Source organism: Limosilactobacillus albertensis (genome assembly GCF_014145555.1).
Classification (GTDB): domain Bacteria; phylum Bacillota; class Bacilli; order Lactobacillales; family Lactobacillaceae; genus Limosilactobacillus; species Limosilactobacillus albertensis.
In genome coordinates this window covers 1-18,399 of the sequence record NZ_JACIVD010000068.1, presented here as the reverse complement: position 1 = coordinate 18,399, position 18,399 = coordinate 1, and the positions used below count along the sequence as shown (strand labels likewise).

At 38.4% G+C, this 18,399-nt stretch carries 15 protein-coding genes; 13 read left to right on the top strand and 2 right to left on the bottom strand.

Features of this window, described 5'->3' with window-relative positions:
- Window positions 1-5 precede the first annotated feature (5 nt).
- From H5S41_RS08575 to H5S41_RS08555, 5 genes are all read left to right on the top strand, one after another.
- Complete coding sequence (locus H5S41_RS08575; RefSeq protein WP_182602983.1) at window positions 6-2,717, top strand: KxYKxGKxW signal peptide domain-containing protein; 2,712 nt, start codon at window positions 6-8, stop codon at window positions 2,715-2,717.
- 123 nt (window positions 2,718-2,840) lie between these two features.
- Window positions 2,841-5,774: a DUF4767 domain-containing protein gene (locus tag H5S41_RS08570; RefSeq protein WP_182602982.1), complete on the top strand. Its 2,934-nt coding sequence runs from the start codon at window positions 2,841-2,843 to the stop codon at window positions 5,772-5,774.
- A 166-nt stretch (window positions 5,775-5,940) separates the two neighbouring features.
- Window positions 5,941-6,324, top strand: a complete 384-nt coding sequence (locus H5S41_RS08565; protein ID WP_153710848.1) for a GntR family transcriptional regulator — start codon at window positions 5,941-5,943, stop codon at window positions 6,322-6,324.
- Complete coding sequence (locus H5S41_RS08560; protein ID WP_182602981.1) at window positions 6,302-7,168, top strand: ABC transporter ATP-binding protein; 867 nt, start codon at window positions 6,302-6,304, stop codon at window positions 7,166-7,168. Before H5S41_RS08565 ends, H5S41_RS08560 begins: the two co-directional genes overlap by 23 nt.
- Window positions 7,168-7,854, top strand: coding sequence for a hypothetical protein (locus H5S41_RS08555; protein WP_182602980.1), 687 nt, complete (start codon window positions 7,168-7,170; stop codon window positions 7,852-7,854). Before H5S41_RS08560 ends, H5S41_RS08555 begins: the two co-directional genes overlap by 1 nt.
- Before the next feature lie 52 nt (window positions 7,855-7,906).
- Here the strand turns inward: H5S41_RS08555 and H5S41_RS08550 are convergent, their stop codons facing one another.
- The gene (locus tag H5S41_RS08550; RefSeq protein WP_153710845.1) at window positions 7,907-8,632 is read right to left on the bottom strand and encodes a MucBP domain-containing protein; all 726 of its coding nucleotides are present in this window, start codon (window positions 8,630-8,632) and stop codon (window positions 7,907-7,909) included.
- Between the two features lie 149 nt (window positions 8,633-8,781).
- Here H5S41_RS08550 and H5S41_RS08545 point away from each other — a divergent pair, with 149 nt between their 5' ends.
- The gene (locus H5S41_RS08545; protein WP_182602979.1) at window positions 8,782-9,390 is read left to right on the top strand and encodes an ECF transporter S component; all 609 of its coding nucleotides are present in this window, start codon (window positions 8,782-8,784) and stop codon (window positions 9,388-9,390) included.
- Between the two features lie 56 nt (window positions 9,391-9,446).
- Here the strand turns inward: H5S41_RS08545 and H5S41_RS08540 are convergent, their stop codons facing one another.
- Window positions 9,447-11,642 carry an ATP-dependent Clp protease ATP-binding subunit gene (locus H5S41_RS08540; RefSeq protein ID WP_182602978.1) on the bottom strand — a complete coding sequence of 732 codons (2,196 nt, stop codon included), beginning with the start codon at window positions 11,640-11,642 and terminating at the stop codon, window positions 9,447-9,449.
- 288 nt (window positions 11,643-11,930) lie between these two features.
- Between H5S41_RS08540 and ykzS the strand changes: the two genes are divergently transcribed.
- The 7 genes from ykzS (at window position 11,931) to H5S41_RS08505 (ending at window position 18,039) form a co-directional block, all read left to right on the top strand.
- Complete coding sequence (gene ykzS, locus H5S41_RS08535; protein ID WP_182597790.1) at window positions 11,931-12,116, top strand: protein YkzS; 186 nt, start codon at window positions 11,931-11,933, stop codon at window positions 12,114-12,116.
- A gap of 121 nt (window positions 12,117-12,237) precedes the next feature.
- On the top strand, window positions 12,238-12,504 hold the full coding sequence (locus tag H5S41_RS08530) for a phosphocarrier protein HPr (RefSeq protein WP_153710841.1): 267 nt from the start codon (window positions 12,238-12,240) through the stop codon (window positions 12,502-12,504).
- The gene (gene ptsP, locus H5S41_RS08525; protein ID WP_182602977.1) at window positions 12,504-14,234 is read left to right on the top strand and encodes a phosphoenolpyruvate--protein phosphotransferase; all 1,731 of its coding nucleotides are present in this window, start codon (window positions 12,504-12,506) and stop codon (window positions 14,232-14,234) included. Before H5S41_RS08530 ends, ptsP begins: the two co-directional genes overlap by 1 nt.
- Window positions 14,235-14,465: 231 nt before the next feature.
- The gene (locus H5S41_RS08520) at window positions 14,466-15,683 is read left to right on the top strand and encodes a glycosyltransferase family 4 protein (protein ID WP_182602976.1); all 1,218 of its coding nucleotides are present in this window, start codon (window positions 14,466-14,468) and stop codon (window positions 15,681-15,683) included.
- Between the two features lie 2 nt (window positions 15,684-15,685).
- Window positions 15,686-16,714 (top strand): glycosyltransferase family 4 protein, encoded by a 1,029-nt coding sequence (locus H5S41_RS08515; RefSeq protein WP_182602975.1) that lies wholly within the window; start codon window positions 15,686-15,688, stop codon window positions 16,712-16,714.
- Entirely contained in the window at window positions 16,714-17,727 is a 1,014-nt protein-coding gene (locus H5S41_RS08510) for a lysylphosphatidylglycerol synthase transmembrane domain-containing protein (RefSeq protein WP_182602974.1), read from the top strand. Before H5S41_RS08515 ends, H5S41_RS08510 begins: the two co-directional genes overlap by 1 nt.
- A 63-nt stretch (window positions 17,728-17,790) precedes the next feature.
- Window positions 17,791-18,039: a YkuJ family protein gene (locus H5S41_RS08505; protein WP_182602973.1), complete on the top strand. Its 249-nt coding sequence runs from the start codon at window positions 17,791-17,793 to the stop codon at window positions 18,037-18,039.
- Window positions 18,040-18,399: the final 360 nt, after the last annotated feature.

Genomic DNA, 18,399 nt, shown 5'->3' with positions numbered 1-18,399 from the left:
TAATAATGGAAAATAAAAAACATTTTAAACTATATAAAAGTGGTAAAAATTGGGTAGTAGCCGCAATTACTACCATTGCCCTTTCAGCAGGATTTGCATTTAATACTGATGTACTTGCAGATAATCAACAGCCACCACAAAATAGTCAACCACAAACTAGCCAGACATATAACCATCAAGATAATGGAAATTACGGCTATTTAGATCAAGCTAATTTTAATAACAATCAATTAAGTGTTGCTGGATGGCAAGCAACTAATCAGGCGGTTAACGAAAATAACCGGTATGTGATTGCCTATGACAGTACGACAAACAAAGAATTAGGACGTAATACCGTTACTAATGTTGCTCGCCCTGACGTTGAAAAAGTTCATAACGTATATAATGCAGGTGAGTCCGGTTATGATTCAGCAATCAAACTTGACTTTAATAATATGCATGATGAAAATGATGCGATTCAAGTTGTTAGTCGCTATAGTAACGCGGCTAATGGCGAGGGGACGCATACGGACTGGTGGTCTCAACCAATCTCAATTGATAAAAATAATTATGCGTGCATGGATCAATTTAAGGTGCAGAATGGTCAATTACATGTAGCGGGGTGGAATGCTACTAATGGTTCAATTAATCGAAATCATCATTTCTTAATCTTATTTGATCAAACAGCAGGGCATGAAATAACACGGCAAGAAGTGAAAAAGATTGCTCGTCCAGATGTTGCTAAAGTTTATCCTAATATTGTAAACGCAAATATTTCAGGATTCAGTACAGCTTTTAATGTTGCTAATTTAGATCCCAATCACCAATATCAGATTCTTAGCCGTTATAGTAATGCTGCTAATGGTGAGGGCTCAAATGTGACTTATTGGTTTGCCCCACAACGAATTGCACCAGCTAGTCAAGATAACCTGGGATACGTAGATAACTTCAATATTAGCGATGGTGGTAATCTAACAGTCTCTGGTTGGCACGCAACTAACTTATCAGACCTTGCAAGTAATCGGTTTATCATTATTTTTGATAAAACTGCTAATCGTCAAGTTGCTTCTGCTAAGATAAACAGTGTTAGTCGTCCAGATGTTGCGAAGGTATACCCGAATATCCTTAATGCAAATAGTGCTGGTTTTAATGTCACTTTTGATCTTGGCGCAGGTCAATTACAGCCAGGACACGCCTATGTGGTAGTAAGTAGATATTCTGCTGATCCAAATGGTAATGGGAATGATGGACAACACGTTGATTTTTGGTCAAATCCAATTACATTAAATCAAACAGCATTTAGTATCGATCGTACTAATATGACTACTGATGGTTTACAGGTCCAGGGCTGGATGGCAAGTGACAATAGCTTAAATCAGCGAGTACCATATCTAATTCTTTTGCATAATGGGAAAGAGGTTACACGTCAAAAGCTGGTTTTAACTACTCGCCCGGATGTTGCAAATGTCTATCCAGCAATGTACAACAGTAAAAATAGTGGTTTTAATACCATCATTAAATTGAATCAGAAACAGTTAGAGCAACTTGCTGATGGGAATATGCAGGTCTTGTTACGGTTCTCAACTACTAATGATGGTAATCCACATCTAAACCAAGGAGTAACAGATCAGTTTAGTGGTAATTACCCAACAAATACAGGAAATGCAACTGTTAAGCTTAATGGAAATAACATTAAGATAGCTGGTTGGCATGCAGCGATTGGCAGTAATCAATGTCAATACCAATATCTAATTGTCGTTGGCTTAGATGGTCATGAATTTTACCGTATTCGTTTAAATAATCAAAATTCAAACCTTAATAGTAATAACGCTAATGCTACATGGATTACAGGAGTTACAAAGTCTGGATTCAGTTCAATACTTCCTATTCATACCGATATGAATCACCGTGCAATCAAAGTTATCCATCGTTACACCGATGATCCAGCTGGTAACGGCAATTATCTTGATTTTATGTCACCACAAATTGATATTAATGATGGCTTTCAATCTCTTAATGGTGGTACAGTGTACTTTGATCCAACTAATGGCCAATTAGCGACTGGATGGCGGACGATTAACGGTAACCGCTATTACTTCTCTGATGGCTACGATGTTCAGCCAGATCCTGATGACTTATGGATTCATTATGACCAATTACATGGGCGGATGTACACCGGTATAAATTGGGTTGATGGTCATTGCTATGATTTTGGTAGCGATGGTATTGCACGGGCATTACCGCAAAATGATGGATGGAGCTGGCCATTCCCTGGTTCTGGAGAAGGGTGGTTCCAATCAGGGCAACGCTTTGGCTACACACCTTATCCACGAAAAAATGGTTACCATGATGGCCTTGATTTTGGTCGTAGCGATCACCCAGGTTCAGCAGTTCATGCTGTTCATGGTGGCCGTGTATTAGATGTTAATACTGTTCGTGATGATAACGGGCAGACAATGTGGTGGTTTACTACTATCTGGGATGGTCGTTTCCTCTACGTATACCAGGAAGCATTTAGCAACCGTAACCGGATTACAGTAAATCGCAATGATATTGTATATCCAGGGCAAGTAATTGGTTACCGTGATCTTGATCATTTACACCTTGGCATTAACACCAGTCCTAATTATGGGGTAGACCTTAAGAATTCATTTAATCCAAGTTGGTCAGACAATACTAAAGCAACTGGTCATGGAGAATGGATCGATCCTGAATGGGCAATTAGAAATCGAGTATAAAATATCATAAGTAGGCTATGGGAAATCGTAGCCTATTTATTTTTAAATAACTTGTTTTATTTTAGTGAATCTTATATATTGGAAGCGTAATCATATTATGAGGATGGGAGAATAATAGGGATAATGAAGAAAAAATTATATAAAGCAAAGAAAAACTGGGTAATTGGTATTATTGCAGGAATGGCTTTGTTAATAAGCGGTGGTACAGTTACTTATGCTGATTCAGTTCAAGGCACAAATGTGAATGCACCAGAGCAGAATGATGTGGCTAATAATTTAGCCCCAAAGTCAATGAATACTGAAAGAAGTCAAATAAATACGACAAATGATACCCCAGCAATCACTCCGCAAAGTACTGTTCAAGAAAATCAATGGAATCAAGAAAAAGCACAAAGGCTTGATGCGTATATGACACAGTATGGTCAACAACATAATATGGATTTTCAAAAATATGATGGGTCAACACCAATGCCGATTGATTGTGAGTACCCAGAATTTGATATAACTAAATTGTGGTCTGATAGAGAGGCAACTATTGGTTATAGCCAAGATGGGGCTAATAAGTATGACTATAATACAGTTGCTATTTATAACCATTATGCCGGTAATAGGCTAAGTCAGTTTCATGATACTTACTGGTTTACGATTCATAATAATCAGCCAGTCGTATTAGAAGATAGTACAACTAATGGAGGTACTGTCTGGTTAAATAATATTAATGACTTAAGTCAGTGGGACGATGGAGACTATGTTAATAATACTAAAAACTTTCAAGCAGCATTTACTCAAATTTTAAATAATGCCCCGTTATATAACTTTGAAGATCATGGGAACTATGCTTGGCTAGATGAGCATAGTCTTAATAATGATGGACAACTAAATCTTAAAGGATGGCATGCCACTAATGACGCATTAAATAAGAAATATCATTATAGTATTATTCTAGATGGTAAGACCCATCGTGAAATAGCACGACAAAATATTACAAATTCATCTATTGAACGCAAGGATGTTAAGGCAGTTTATGATATTTATAATGCTGAAAAATCTGGCTTTGATGTAACTTTTAATATTGCTAATAGTCTTGCTAATGCTACAAGTATTCAGCTTGTCGATCGTTATACCGATGATCCTGCTGGAAATGGGGATGCAACAGATTACTGGTTTGCCCCTTTTACAATTGAACATGGTAATTATGGTAGCCTCGACAATGTTTCTATCGAAAAAAATCAATTGCATCTTGCTGGATGGCATGCAAGTAATTCAACCGCTAATAAAAAATATCATTATATTATTATAGTTGATAATACTAATAATAATCGTGAGTTAATACGAGTAAGGTTAGGTAATAACGTTAGACGTCCTGATGTTGCTAAAGTTTTACCTAGTGTATATCATGCGGGTCAGTCTGGTTTTGATACTTATGTAAAGTTAACTAATTTTAATTTCAACCATCAATTACAAGTGATTGACCGTTATACCGATGATCCTAGTGGGAATGGAAATGCAGTTGACTATTGGTACTCATCGTTTGGCGGTCAGACCACTAATCAAGGATGGCTTGATAATATTAACTTTTCAGATGGTCAACATTTAACCGTGTCAGGTTGGCACGCCAATGATGTAACTAACTATGAACAAGAACATTTTGTAATTCTTTTTGACAGTACTAGTAATCAACAAGTAGCTGTTGTGCAAGCAAAAGCAGTAAGGAGACCTGATGTTGCCAAGGTATATCCGAGAGTTAAGACGGCGATAAATTCAGGATTTCAGGCGACATTTGATTTGACAAAGAGTAAATTAATCGCAGGGCATAGCTACGCAATTGTAAGTCGTTATTCTACTGCTACTGATGGCAATGGTGACCAAGGAGCCTACACTGACTGTTGGTTTAGGCCTAATTTACTGACTACTAAAGCACACTATTTTGATAAAGTTCAAATGACTAAGGACGGCTTACAAGTAGTTGGTTGGGCAGTAGATGATAGCTCTATCAATCGGGCCAATGCATATCTTATTATTTTGAATAATGGCAAAGAGATTGCACGGCAACGGTTGTCACTTATTAGTCGTCCAGATGTCGCACGAGTTTATCCTAGTGTTTACAATAGTCTTAATAGCGGTTTTGATACGTTAGTTAAATTTGATCCACAATTGGTAACAGGACAGTTACAGGTTTTGGTGCGCTTTACAAACGATCCAGCGGGTAATGGTAATTATAGTGATCAAATAAGCACATCTTATAATTCAAATGTTGGAAATTTTGACCAAATTGATATAACTAACACTACGCTTACTATTAGTGGTTGGCATGCGACAGATCAAAGTAATAAGCGGCCATACCAATATTTAATTGCGTTAGGAGAAAACGGGCAAGAATTGTATCGGTGGCAAATTAAAGATAGAAGCTTAACACGGTTGGACGTTTTCAAGGCTGTCCCATATATTCTTAACAGTAGCAATTCTGGTTATCAATTGAGCGTTTCTATTCCTAATGAAATTCAGCATCATACAGTTCGCTTTATTCATCGTTATACAGATGATCCTAACGGTAATGGTAATTATTCTGATATTTATTCTAATTCAATGATGGTTAATAATTTAATGCGAACACCAATTGATTTTCGGCAATCCTCGGAATATGCACCATATCCAAATATAAACCAACTTAAGAATTTCTGGATTAATGTGAAAATTGGTCAAAACCGTGTTTATATGATGGACGGTAATAATGTTGCTTATACAATGTACTGTACGGCAGGACGGTATGTAAATGGCGTTAGTCTTACTCCAACTGGAACGTACTATGTTCAACCAGAGCGTGGAGACATTTTTGAATGGGCAAACCATTGGACTTCTTGGAAAGATCATGGAGTATACCTATTTCATAGCGTTGTCTTTGATCAGCCATGGCATGATCATCAATATGATTTAAACCAAGCAAAACTTCTTGGTGTTTCGACTGGTTCACATGGTTGTATTCGTTTATCAGTTCCTGATGCGTATTGGATTCAGCATAATGTCCCAGCTGGCACTAAAGTTGTAATTGAAAATTAATACCTGCATATTTTTTATTAACGCAATATGATAAAAATAGTTTTAGAACAGTTCATACTTAGAGTGTGGACTGTCTTTTATTTTTTCCCCTTGCCAAATCATCCTTCAACATATATACTTAGTTACATAAGTAATTAACTAAATAACAAACTAAGGAGGTGCTCCAATGCAATTTAATTTTGATGAATCATCACCGCTTTATCAACAGCTTGCTGATCAATTAGAGGAGATGATCTTCTCTGGCGGTTTCGACGAGGGATCACAAGTGCCATCAACAACTCAGCTTTCCCAGCAGCTACACATTAATCCGGCAACGGTTCTTAAGGGGATGAATATCCTAGTCGACAAGGATTTACTAGAAAAGCGTCGTGGGTTAGGGATGTTTGTAAAAAAAGGAGCGCAGAAAAAAATTATGGAGCAACGTAAAGAAAGCTTTTATAACGACTATGTTAAAAGTTTACTAATCGAGGCTGATAAGCTTGGTATTACTAAGCAGCATTTATTAGATTTGATTGAACGAGGTGAAAATGATGGATCAATTAATGGTTAAAAATATCGTAAAAAAGTATCGACAGACAACGGTTCTCAATAATATTTCATTTAATTTAGAGCCGGCAAAAATTTATGGGTTGCTTGGTCGTAACGGTGCTGGTAAGACGACCTTGTTAAATATCATTAGTAACCGTATTTTCCCAACCAGTGGCGAGGTGCGGATTGGTGGCGAAAGCATTAATGATAATGATGAATTACTGAATAAGATTTTTCTGATGAGTGAGGCTAACCTTTACCCGCGTGAAATGAAAATTGCGCAGACTTTTGACCTTGCGGATGTGGCTTACGGCAGCTTTGATTATGATCTCGCTGACCGTCTTTTAACCGCCTTTGAACTTAGTGGTAACGCTAAAGTAACTAATCTCTCGACTGGTCAGCGGACGGCTTCAAAGTTGATTGTTGCATTAGCAGTTAATGCTGAATATGTTCTCCTTGATGAACCGATTTTAGGTCTTGATGCTAATCACCGTGAACTTTTTTACAAGGAATTAGTCAAGTCTTATCAGGAAAAGCCACGGACATTTGTATTGTCAACACACTTAATCGAAGAAATTCAGCAGTTAGTTGAACATGTCCTAGTTTTGGATAAGCATCAAATTATAATTAATGATGATCTTGATGACTTGCTTGCAAAGGCTCATGCCATTAGTGGACCAGCTAAATTAGTTGATGAATATACTGCGGGATTGAAAGTTTTGAAATCTGAATCGATGGGTAATATTAAAACTTCCTATGTTTTTGATCACTTAAATGATGAACGACCAATCCCAGATCAAGTTAAGCTTGACCATTATGATTTACAACACTTATTCATTTACTTGACAGATGGGGGTGCATATTAATGAAAAATCAAAAGAGAAATTTAATCATATCGACAACCCTACGGCGAGCTGGCTGGTCAGCAGGAATTGCGATTGCGGTTGGTGTCGGGGTTGAACTATTAGTATATCTGCTTGGCCTCATAATGAATCAAAATATTGAGTCATTTTTAGTTAGTCTTGGCGCCATTCCAGGAACAATCAGCAGCTTATTGTCATTAGTCTTGTTCTTTTACTTTTTACTAACCCCTTACAGTGACTTCAAGTGGGCAATTCAAAATAATATTTCGCGGCGAACACAATGGCAAGGACGAATTATATCAGTTGTCCTGTTAACCTTGCTTGTTTGGTTTATTGACCAACTTACCAGTTTAATGCATTATCCATTTAGTTTTTCTTCATCATGGCACAGCTTACTTGCTTACTTCTGTGGTATTTTGACGATGGTAGCAGTTGGAAACGGTTTTGCTCTTTTGAACCGCCGTTGGAAGTGGATCGTTGGGATTGGCGGCCCAGTAGTCTGTATCGTTCTTTTGAGCATGATTGGTTACTCAATGGACAGTTTAATTCCAACTTTATCAGCTAACAAGTTAGTATACATGCTTGTTAGCACCCCAATTACTTGGTGGGTTATTTTAATAGTTTATCTGATTATCATCTTTTTCCTAGCTAAACTTTTTAACGATAAGATGCAGTTACGGCGAGACTAGGAAATAAAAATGGACGTTAGTAGTCGGCTTATCCGATACTAGCGTCCTTTATTTATTCATCGTCATCGATATCTTCAATTTGAATGTAATTACTTGTAATATATTTTTTTCGCCCAATCTGATACCAGGTAATCTCGTCATTATCATTGAGTTTACCAATTAATGTAACCTCATTGCCGTTTGGAATCTCTGCCACTTTATTTCCGTATGGTGCGTCGTAGACATTGATTGACTTGTTATGAAGGTAGTCAACTTTTGCACGGACATTTTTAAGTGGAATAACGGTTAAATTATTAACTAATCGTGATTTTTCTTTTCGTAAATTAGTATTGAATGGGTTATCAACGACATGCATCTGGTCATATTTGATCCATTGGTCAGCACCAATTTCATACCAAAATTGCCCGTTTTTAGTTGCAACCCGGTGGAAAGATTTTACTGTAATATCAGCAGGGAGAGGGGCACCAATCGGCATCCCGCCAGCTGTATCAAAGACCTGTGTCGGTGCATCAAGACGTAGGTACATTTCGATTGATTGAACTTCACCCCAGTTTTGCTTACGGTAAAAAAGGTGAACTATCCGTTGCCGCATGTCAAATGTGCCCCGAGTTTCGCCTTCCGTCTTTACATACCGGTAATTAGGAAATTGTTTCCGCTCAATTTGGTATTCTTGGCCGATAAAACCGCGTAATAACTGCGGCACGGTAAGATTTGCTCCCGAATCAATATCATTATAGTAAACCCAGATTGGATTTCCAGTTTTAAACTTGTCAATCATTATTAACACTCCGTAACCTAAATTATCTATTATTATAGCGCTTTTTGGTAGCTGACACGATATTGAACCATTATATTTCTCTTGATAATTGCGAATAGGTAAAATTTCTATTACAATAGGCCTATTCAAATTTATTTAGGAGAATTGAAATGGCAAGAACTCGGCACCAACAAATAAGACATAACACGACTTTGGCAATTTTTATTGCGATTATCCTTTTACAGGATTTTGTCCCGTTTTTTGGCAATATTCCATTGGGACCGTTGAGTATAACCACTCTTCATGTGACAGTCAGCATTGCCGCGATTGTCTTGGGCCCTATAGATGGTGCAATTATTGGCGGTATTTGGGGAATTTTAACATGGATTCGTGCTTTTGTTGCTCCTAGTAGTCCGCTTGCACCATTAGTATTTGTTAATCCGCTTGTCTCGGTTGTTCCCCGAATCATGATTGGGTTACTTGCTGGCTATACATTTATTCTTTTGCGTCGGCTATTTAAATCTAAATATGGTGCCGCAATTGGTGCCGCAATTATTGGAACCCTTACTAATACTGGATTAGTTTTAGGCTTTATCTATCTATTTTATCGTACTCCAGCAGTTGCGCAAACATATGGCGTCAATGTTAACCATTTATTAATTGCCCTTGAAACAGTGATGGCGACTAATGGGCTGGCTGAGCTAATTTTAGCAATTATTTTGGTCCCAATGGTTGCAATTCCCGTGTTAGAAGTTCGCCGTCGATTAGAGGTAAACTAAAAGAACTTGAGAGTAAAGTCGTTATGACCATACTTTCAAGTTCTTTTTTGGTTAAATTATTTTGCTGGTACTTCTTGTGCTTCTTCAACGACAATATCACCATCATCATTGAGGTTAGCAGTTAATTTATGAGCATCACTATGATCAAGAATATAATCAGCAATTCGATCTTCAATTTGTTCTTGAATTACTCGACGAAGCGGGCGTGCTCCCATCTTAGGGTCAAAGCCCATGTCGACTAGTTTTTCTTCAACACCATTAGTAACTTCAATATGCAAATCCTTGTCGGCGAGCATGTTGTTAACATCAGAGATCATTAAGTTAACGATCTTCATCAAGTCATCCTTAGTTAAAGCGTTGAATTGAACGATATCGTCAAAACGATTTAAGAATTCTGGCTTGAAGTAATTAGTTAATTTGTCAATGATTGAGTGGGTGCTGCCATTAGATTCAGCACCAAAACCAACGCTGGCCTCAGCATCACCGGTTCCGGCATTCGATGTCATGATAATAATCGTGTCCTTGAAACTAACTGTTCGTCCTTGCGAATCAGTTAACCGGCCATCATCGAGAATCTGTAAGAACATGTGCATTACATCTGGGTGAGCTTTTTCAACTTCATCAAGAAGGATCAAGCTGTATGGGTGCCGCCGTACTTGTTCGGTTAATTGACCGGCTTCCTCATAACCAACGTAACCAGGGGCCGCTCCGATAAGTTTGGAAGTAGAAGTTTTATCCATGTATTCGGACATATCAAACCGGATCATTGCGTCCTTAGAACCAAATAGTTGAAGGGCAAGTTGCTTAGCTGTTTCGGTCTTACCAACACCAGTAGGGCCAACAAAGAGGAAACTACCAATTGGCCGACCGGACTTGTTTAGACCGATCCGATTACGCCGAATAGCACGGGCAACCTTGTCAACGGCTTGTGTTTGACCGATAACGTGTTCATCGAGCTTCTTATCAAGGTCGCGAAGTTGGTTTTCTTCCTGTTTTTGAAGGTCGCCAACCGGAATATTAGTCCGCTCCTCAACGATTCGTTGCATATCTTTGACGGTAACAGTTGCAGAATCTTCGGTATGGTTTTCTTCTGCTTCTTTCTTCGCCTTTTCAAGCTTTGCAACTTGATCCCGATAAAAGGCAGCCTTTTCGTAATCCTGATTATCTGCGGCCTGTTGCTTATGTGCCTCAGCCGTATGGATTTCATTTTCAATTGCGTTAGGATCTACATTCTTAAGAGTTAAGTTCTTCTTTGAGCCGGCTTCATCAAGTAGGTCGATGGCCTTATCAGGAAGATACCGATCTTGAATATAGCGGTCGGAAAGCTTAGCAGCAGCAACGACAGCATCGTCAGTATATTTGACGTGGTGATAATCTTGATAACGGCTCTTAATACCATTGAGGATCCGGATGGTCTCTTCAACAGATGGTTCATCAACTTCAACTGGTTGGAACCGACGTGCAAGAGCAGCATCTTTTTCAATCTTCCGGTATTCATTAAGTGTAGTAGCACCGACTAATTGAAAATCACCACGGGCAAGGGCAGGCTTAAGAACGTTTCCAGCATCCATGCCGCCTTCAGCATTACCAGCTCCCATGATTTCATGGACTTCATCGATAAAGAGAATGATATTCTTATTCTTACGAACTTCTTCCATTAACTGTTGCATCCGTTTTTCAAATTGTCCACGAATTCCAGTACCTTGGACAAGTGAAACAACATCGAGACGGATAATTTCCTTATTAGCAAGCTTTTCTGGAACTTGACCGCTTACAATTGCCTGGGCCAAACCTTCAACAACGGCCGTCTTACCAACCCCGGCTTCACCAATAAGAACAGGGTTATTCTTTGTCCGTCGGTTTAGAATTTCGATTACGCGCTTGATTTCGTTATCCCGACCAATAACCGGATCGATCTTTCCTTGGCGGGCGAAGTCGGTAAGATTAATACCATATTGTCCTAGGATACCTTTACCGTTGCGTCCGCCGCCTTGACGTTGAGCCTGACCGTTTATATTTTGACCATTAGCGCCAGCAGCTTGACTTTGCATATTATTCATTGCGTTCATGAAGTCTTCGAGGCTTCCAAAACCGAAATTATTCATTCCGTTACCTCCATTCATCATTTCTGTTTGTAGATTTTGTAATTTTTGATAACAATTTTGGCAGAGGTCTATTTGAATCCGTTGACCATTGAAATTCATTTGTAGATGAATCGTGGCCGGATTTTGATGACAATATTGACATAGCATCTGAAATTAAATACCTCCTAAAGTAGTTCAGCAAGATTGTGTCTGTTTGACCTTTCTTGACCATTGATTAATATTATACTTACTTTTTATCGCAAAGCAAGTCATAAAACCTAAATATTTTCTTAAGTAAGGGGCATCCTTGTACGTTTAATCAAAATTACTTAGGAACGCCTAAAAGGATCCCACTATGATTTTAGCACTCTTTAGTCATGAATGCTAAAACGGATGCTTTATAATATTTATCGTGTATAATTAGGTAGACAGAGATCTTTATATTGAGGTGATTGGATGCCAGAAGAAAAGTTTGAACAATTACTAGATGACTTGCGAACCAAAAAAATTGATCATTTTGAAATTACCCCTGAGAATTTTCAGGAATTTCAACCGATTTTTCATGCTTACGCTTATCGCTCCCAGATTGAAGGAAAAGCACAACGCGGCGGTAAAATTACTTATCAATTGCGAGAGCGATAAATCGCAAGATGTAAGCTTGTATTTAACGCTTACAATTGCTAAAATGTAAATATCGAGGTGTATCAGCGGTCCAGCTGCTGATAATAAATTAATTATATCTGCTCGAAGGAGACTGATTAATATGGAAAAACGTGAATTTACAATTACTTCAGAGACCGGTATTCATGCTCGTCCAGCTACTATTTTGGTACAAGCTGCTTCAAAGTTCTCATCTGATATTACTCTTTCATACGAAGGCAAGAGTGTTAACTTGAAGTCAATCATGGGTGTAATGTCACTTGGTGTTGGTCAAAATGCTAAGGTTACTATTGCTGCTAATGGTGATGATGAAAAAGAAGCATTGGATACCGTTGCTGAAACTATGAAAAAGGAAGGATTGACTGACTAATGTCTTTACTGCTAGACGGGCTTGCGGCTAGTAGTGGGATTACCATCGCACCTGCACGCCTGTTAGTAGGGTCAGATCTATCTATAAAAAAACAGCATACAGCTGATGAGAATCATGAGGTCGCCCGGCTTCATGATTCTTTTGCGTTAAGCAGGACTGAGCTTCAAGCATTGTCTCAGCAGGCACATCACCGGCTCGGTCAGCGCGCAGTGACAATTATTGACACGCAGATTGCAATTTTAGATGATCCGACTTTACGAGATAAGATTATTGACCGGATTAATAGTCATCATGCTACAGCGGAGTGGGCGGTCAAAAAGATAGAGGACTATTATTTAAATATTTTTGAGCATAAAAATGATAATGATTATCTATATGCTCGTGCAACTGCATTACGTGATGTGACTAAAAGAATTTTGAGTCACTTATTGAACGTTCCCCTACCGGATCCTGCTTTGTTGGACCATCGTGCTATTTTTGTAGCAGATAATATTACTCCTACAGATACTGCCCAGTTCAATAAAAGGTACGTTGCCGGAATTGTGACAACAAATGGCGGTAGAACATCTCATTTTACGATTATGAGTAAGACGTTGGCACTGCCGGCTGTTGTTGGTGTTAAAAATGCAACAACGCTAATTCATGATGGCGATATGTTAATTGTCGATGGCATTCACGGAAAAGTTATCGTTGACCCAACCAATGATGAAATTGAACATTACCGTTTACTGGCTGGTAAGTTTGCACAAGAACAGCAAAAGTGGGGCGCTTTAAAAGATAAGCAGACTGTGAGCGCGGACGGACGCCGGTTTGAAGTTGCGGCTAATGTTGGTACATTTGCAGATATTATTGATGCCCAAGAAGATGGTGCAGAAGGAATTGGGTTGTTGCGGACTGAATTTCTCTATATGAATAGGGAAGAGCTGCCTGATGAAGAGCAGCAATTTACAGCGTATAAACGTTTCGTTGCAGCAATGAATCAGCAGCATGTAGTTGCTCGTACTCTTGATATCGGTGGCGATAAAAAATTAGGAATGGTTAAGCTTCCCCGTGAGGCTAATCCATACCTCGGCTTTCGTGCAATAAGAATCGGCTTAGCACGACCCGAAATTTTACGACCACAGTTACGGGCATTGCTTCGTTCTTCAGTCTATGGACGGTTAGCAATTATGTTTCCGATGATTGCGACAATTGAAGAATTTAAGCAGGCACGGGCAATTCTCGATGAAGAAAAAGACAAGTTGGAAAAGGAAGGCTACCAGGTTGCTAAAAACATTGAGGTGGGGATGATGTTAGAAATCCCGGCCGTTGCTGTAATGGCAGAACATTTTGCAAAATATGTCGATTTCTTTAGTATTGGGAGTAATGATTTAGTCCAGTATATGTTCGCGGTTGACCGAGGAAATCAGGAGGTTGCTTACCTATACCAAGAACTTCATCCCGCGGTTTTACGAATGGTCCGCCGGGTGATTGAAGCGGCACATGCAGAAGGTAAATGGGTTGGCATGTGTGGCGAAATGGCTAGCAACCCCATTGCGGTCCCGCTTTTAATGGCAATGGGTCTTGATGAATTTTCGATGAATAGCAGCCAGATTTTACGGATTCGATCTTTAATCAACCAACTAAGTACTCGTAAATTACAACCGTTAGTTCATCGCGCAATTAACGCTGAGACGGCCGCTAATGTTCGAAAGTTAGTAGAAGAATATGTTCCAGAAGTGAAGATTTGATAGAGAAGATGAGAAATAACTGCCTTATTTGGGAAGCTATTTCTCATTTTTTATGGACAAAAGATTTTGTAAAGAATTAGTAATCATTCTTGTTGTTTCTTGTCATGATTAGGTCAAGGGACTAGAATAATTTAAATACGGTTTTGCGGTTCGCTGAATGCTTTAGTATAATAGCAGTTATTACTAAATTAAAATCGAAAAAATTTCGTGATGAAAAAAGGAGCAGTTAGGTTGAATATTGGTATTTTTACAGATACATATTTCCCACAGGTGAGTGGCGTTGCGACTTCTATTAAGACGCTTCGTGATGAACTGATTGCTCAGGGACATCATGTATATATCTTTACGACGACTGATCCTAAGGCTAAGCACGATGACGTTGAAAACGGGATTTATCGTTTTGCAAGCATTCCGTTTGTTTCATTTTCTGATCGTCGGATTGCAGTTCGCGGCGTATTTCGTGCTATAAAACTTGCTAAAAAATTCCAATTAGATATAGTTCATAATCAGACGGAATTTGCACTCGGTGTGATGGGGAAAACAGTCGCTAGGCATTTACATATTCCCTGTCTCCATACCTACCATACAATGTATCAGGACTACTTACACTATATTGCAAACGGGCATATCTTAAAGCCGCATGATGTAGCACGATTAGCGCATTTATACCTGAAAAATATATCAGGAATTATTGCTCCCAGTGATCGCGTTCTCGAAACGTTAGAAAGTTACCATGTAGAATCTCCCATTCGGGTAATTCCAACAGGGATCAATTTGCGGGTATATAACCAACGCGATTCAGCAAAAGATCTTGCTAATTTACGGGCACGATTAGGCTATGGGGCGACTACACCGGTATTGCTTTCGTTAAGTCGTTTGGCATATGAAAAAAACATTCATACTTTGATTGAAGCAATGCCGGATATCCTTAGCCACCAGTCCAATGCGCAGTTATTGATTGTTGGAGATGGCCCGGCAAAGCATACTTTAGAGCGTCAGGTTCGTGAAATGGGCCTCAATGGTCATGTTAGTTTTGCTGGCGAAATTCCGAATGATGAAGTTTATCATTATTACCAAATGGCTGATGTTTTCGTGTCAGCATCTGATTCGGAGTCACAGGGTTTGACCTATGATGAGGCTCTTGCATCAGACCTGCCAATCGTTGTAATGCGGAGTGAATATACCGATCAATTAATTGATGATGCAGCAATTGGAATTAGTTTCCAAAAACGGGCTGATCTGGTCAATGGGGTTTTATATTATCTAAACCAACCGCAGACGTCAGAATCAAGGTTAAAACGTCAACAAAAATTACACGAAATTTCAGCGGAAGTTTTTGTGGAAAGGGTAGTCGAATTCTATCATGATTGCCAGCGTAAATTGATAGATCAAGATAAAATTAAGCAAACAGAAAAATCGCGTCGTCTTTTTCACCGCTCAAGGAGTTAATGATGATTAAAATAACAATGTTTTCATCTGCAGATAAAGTTGCAGGACAAGGGGTCGGCAGTGCCTACCTTGAATTGATCAATTTGTTACGTAATCAATGCAGTGATAAGTTTGAAATTGAGATTAATCGGTATGGTAAAAGTCAAATTAGCCATTATCATACGATTGACCCGCTTTTCTATTTTTCAACTTTCTCTAAAAAGAGGGGTCGAAAGATCGGTTATGTTCATTTCCTTCCTGAGACCCTAGAAGGAAGCCTAACAATCCCGCAACCATTCCGCGGGCTTTTTTATCGTTACATTATTGCTTTTTATAAACGAATGGATCAGCTGGTAGTAGTAAACCCTTCTTTTATTGAGAAATTAGTTGCTTATGGAATTCCAAAAGACAAAATTACATATATTCCTAATTTCGTCGATAGTGATCATTTTTATCAATACTCTGCTGTAGATAGGACCGCTTTACGGAAGAAGTATAATATCGCACCGGATAAATTTGTGGTTTTAGGTAGCGGTCAAGTTCAAGAAAGAAAAGGGGTTCCAGACTTCATTCGCCTAGCTCGGCAAAATCCTGACGTTAATTTTATCTGGGCAGGAGGATTTTCGTTTGGAAGATTAACAGACGGCTATAGTGAATTAAAGCGTGTGGTAGATAATCCGCCCGCTAACTTAAAGTTTACCGGAATTGTTTCCCGAGATAAGATTGTTGAATTAAATAACTTAGCTGACCTATTTTTGCTGCCTTCTTATAATGAGCTTTTTCCAATGTCAGTGTTAGAGGCGTTTAGTTGTGGAACACCAGTAATGTTGCGTGACTTAGAACTTTATCATTCTATTATTGATGGGGATTACGAGCCAGCCGAAGATGTTAATGAAATGCAGATGAAGCTTACGTTGTTGCGCAATGATCCTGCACGGTTGGCACACTGGCAAAAGCAAGCGCAAATAGCAGCGCGTAAATATTCAAAAGAACACTTGGCAAAAGTTTGGACAAGCTTTTATACGGATCAAGCACGAAAGGGGGATGCTTAGTGAGTAGACGTAATTGGTTAGTACTAGGCTTAATGCTGATTATTGGGGTCGGCATTCTCGGCTACTCATTACGTAATTCTAATATTCATCTTTTACTTCAAGATGTATCGACGATTAACTGGGGATGGATGTTAATCGCCTTAGGATGTATTTGTTTATATTTAGGATTAGAGGCTGTAGTAGTTAAAATCTTTATGAACGACCGTCATGATGGTTTTACTTGGAAAGATGCGCTTCGGTTGCCTTTGATTGAACAACTATTCAATGGGATTACACCGTTTTCTACGGGTGGTCAGCCCGCACAGTTAGTGGCAATGATCCAATCGGGTGTTGACGGTGGACTGGCGAGTTCGGTTTTGCTGATGAAGTTTGTAGTATTTCAAGCGATGATCGTAGTTAATTTTTTAATCAGTCTGTTGATTGGCTTCCACTTTATTGCTGAAAAGTTACATGCTCTATCGTTATTAGTGGTATTTGGATTCTTAATTCACTTAGCTGTAATTGTCGGTTTGCTAATGGTAATGTACTGGTATAGGTTTACAAAAAGACTAATGAACCTTGTAATTAAGCCAGCTGCTCTTTTTATGAAAGCAAATCGCTACGAACGGATGAAGATAGTCTTAAATGAAAAAGTGGATACTTTTTATCAGGAAAGTCTTCGGATGAAAAAAGACTATAAGAAATTAGCAAAGGTTTGTATAGTAACAATCTTTCAATTATTCTTTTACTATGCAATTCCTTATTTCATTATGCTAGCTTTGGGTATTCATCATATTAACTTTGTGATGGTACTTAGTTTGCATGTGCTGATATTTATGATTATTTCTCTTTTCCCAATTCCAGGAGGAGCAGGAGGAGCAGAATATAGTTTTTCAGTTTTATTTGCTAGTTTTATTCATTCCAATACTAAGCTAGTCTTAGCAATGATTCTCTGGCGTTTACTGACATATTACTTTGGTATGTTTGCCGGTATAGTGGCTGTTTTTGTAAAGCCAGATAAAGTTAAAAGATAATAAAGGGGGATTGTGTCTAAACATCACAGTCCCTTATTTTGTAGTTAAAGGAGAATACGCAGAATGAAGGAATCAGAATTATTAGTAATTGTTAAGCGGCTAATAGCGATGCAAAATGATAATTCACGAAACCGTCAAAAAAGAACATTTGAAAAGTTTGGAATTCCTCTTTGTGATGTAACGTATATTCATAGTAGTAAGGAATTTGTTTTTGTACGCTATCGGCCATATGAGCGATTTCGTTTTGATGATATTGATCTAGTTGCAATAGAAGTTTTTAACTGTTTATACGATTTAGAAAATACTTTTTAGTTTTTTAGAAAAAACTGTTGACGAGGAATGGATTCGTTGGTATATTAATACATGCTGTTACGAGATGAGTAAAATATCGAATAGACATTAAATTTATTTCGTAAAAGTGTTGTTGACATCTAGTTGATGACATGATATATTAATAAAGTTGCTGATTGAGTTATTGATCAGAAGAAATTGAAAAATAATTAAAATTTCTTCTTGACAAGTTAAATTGATATATGATATAATAAACATGTTGGTTGACTGCTTAGTTAGTTAACTGGTAGACCTTTGAAAACTGAACAAAGTTTCGACGAATCAAATGTGTAGGGTCTTCAATCACGATGTGATTTGAAGCAAAACATTTGCGAAGTCAAT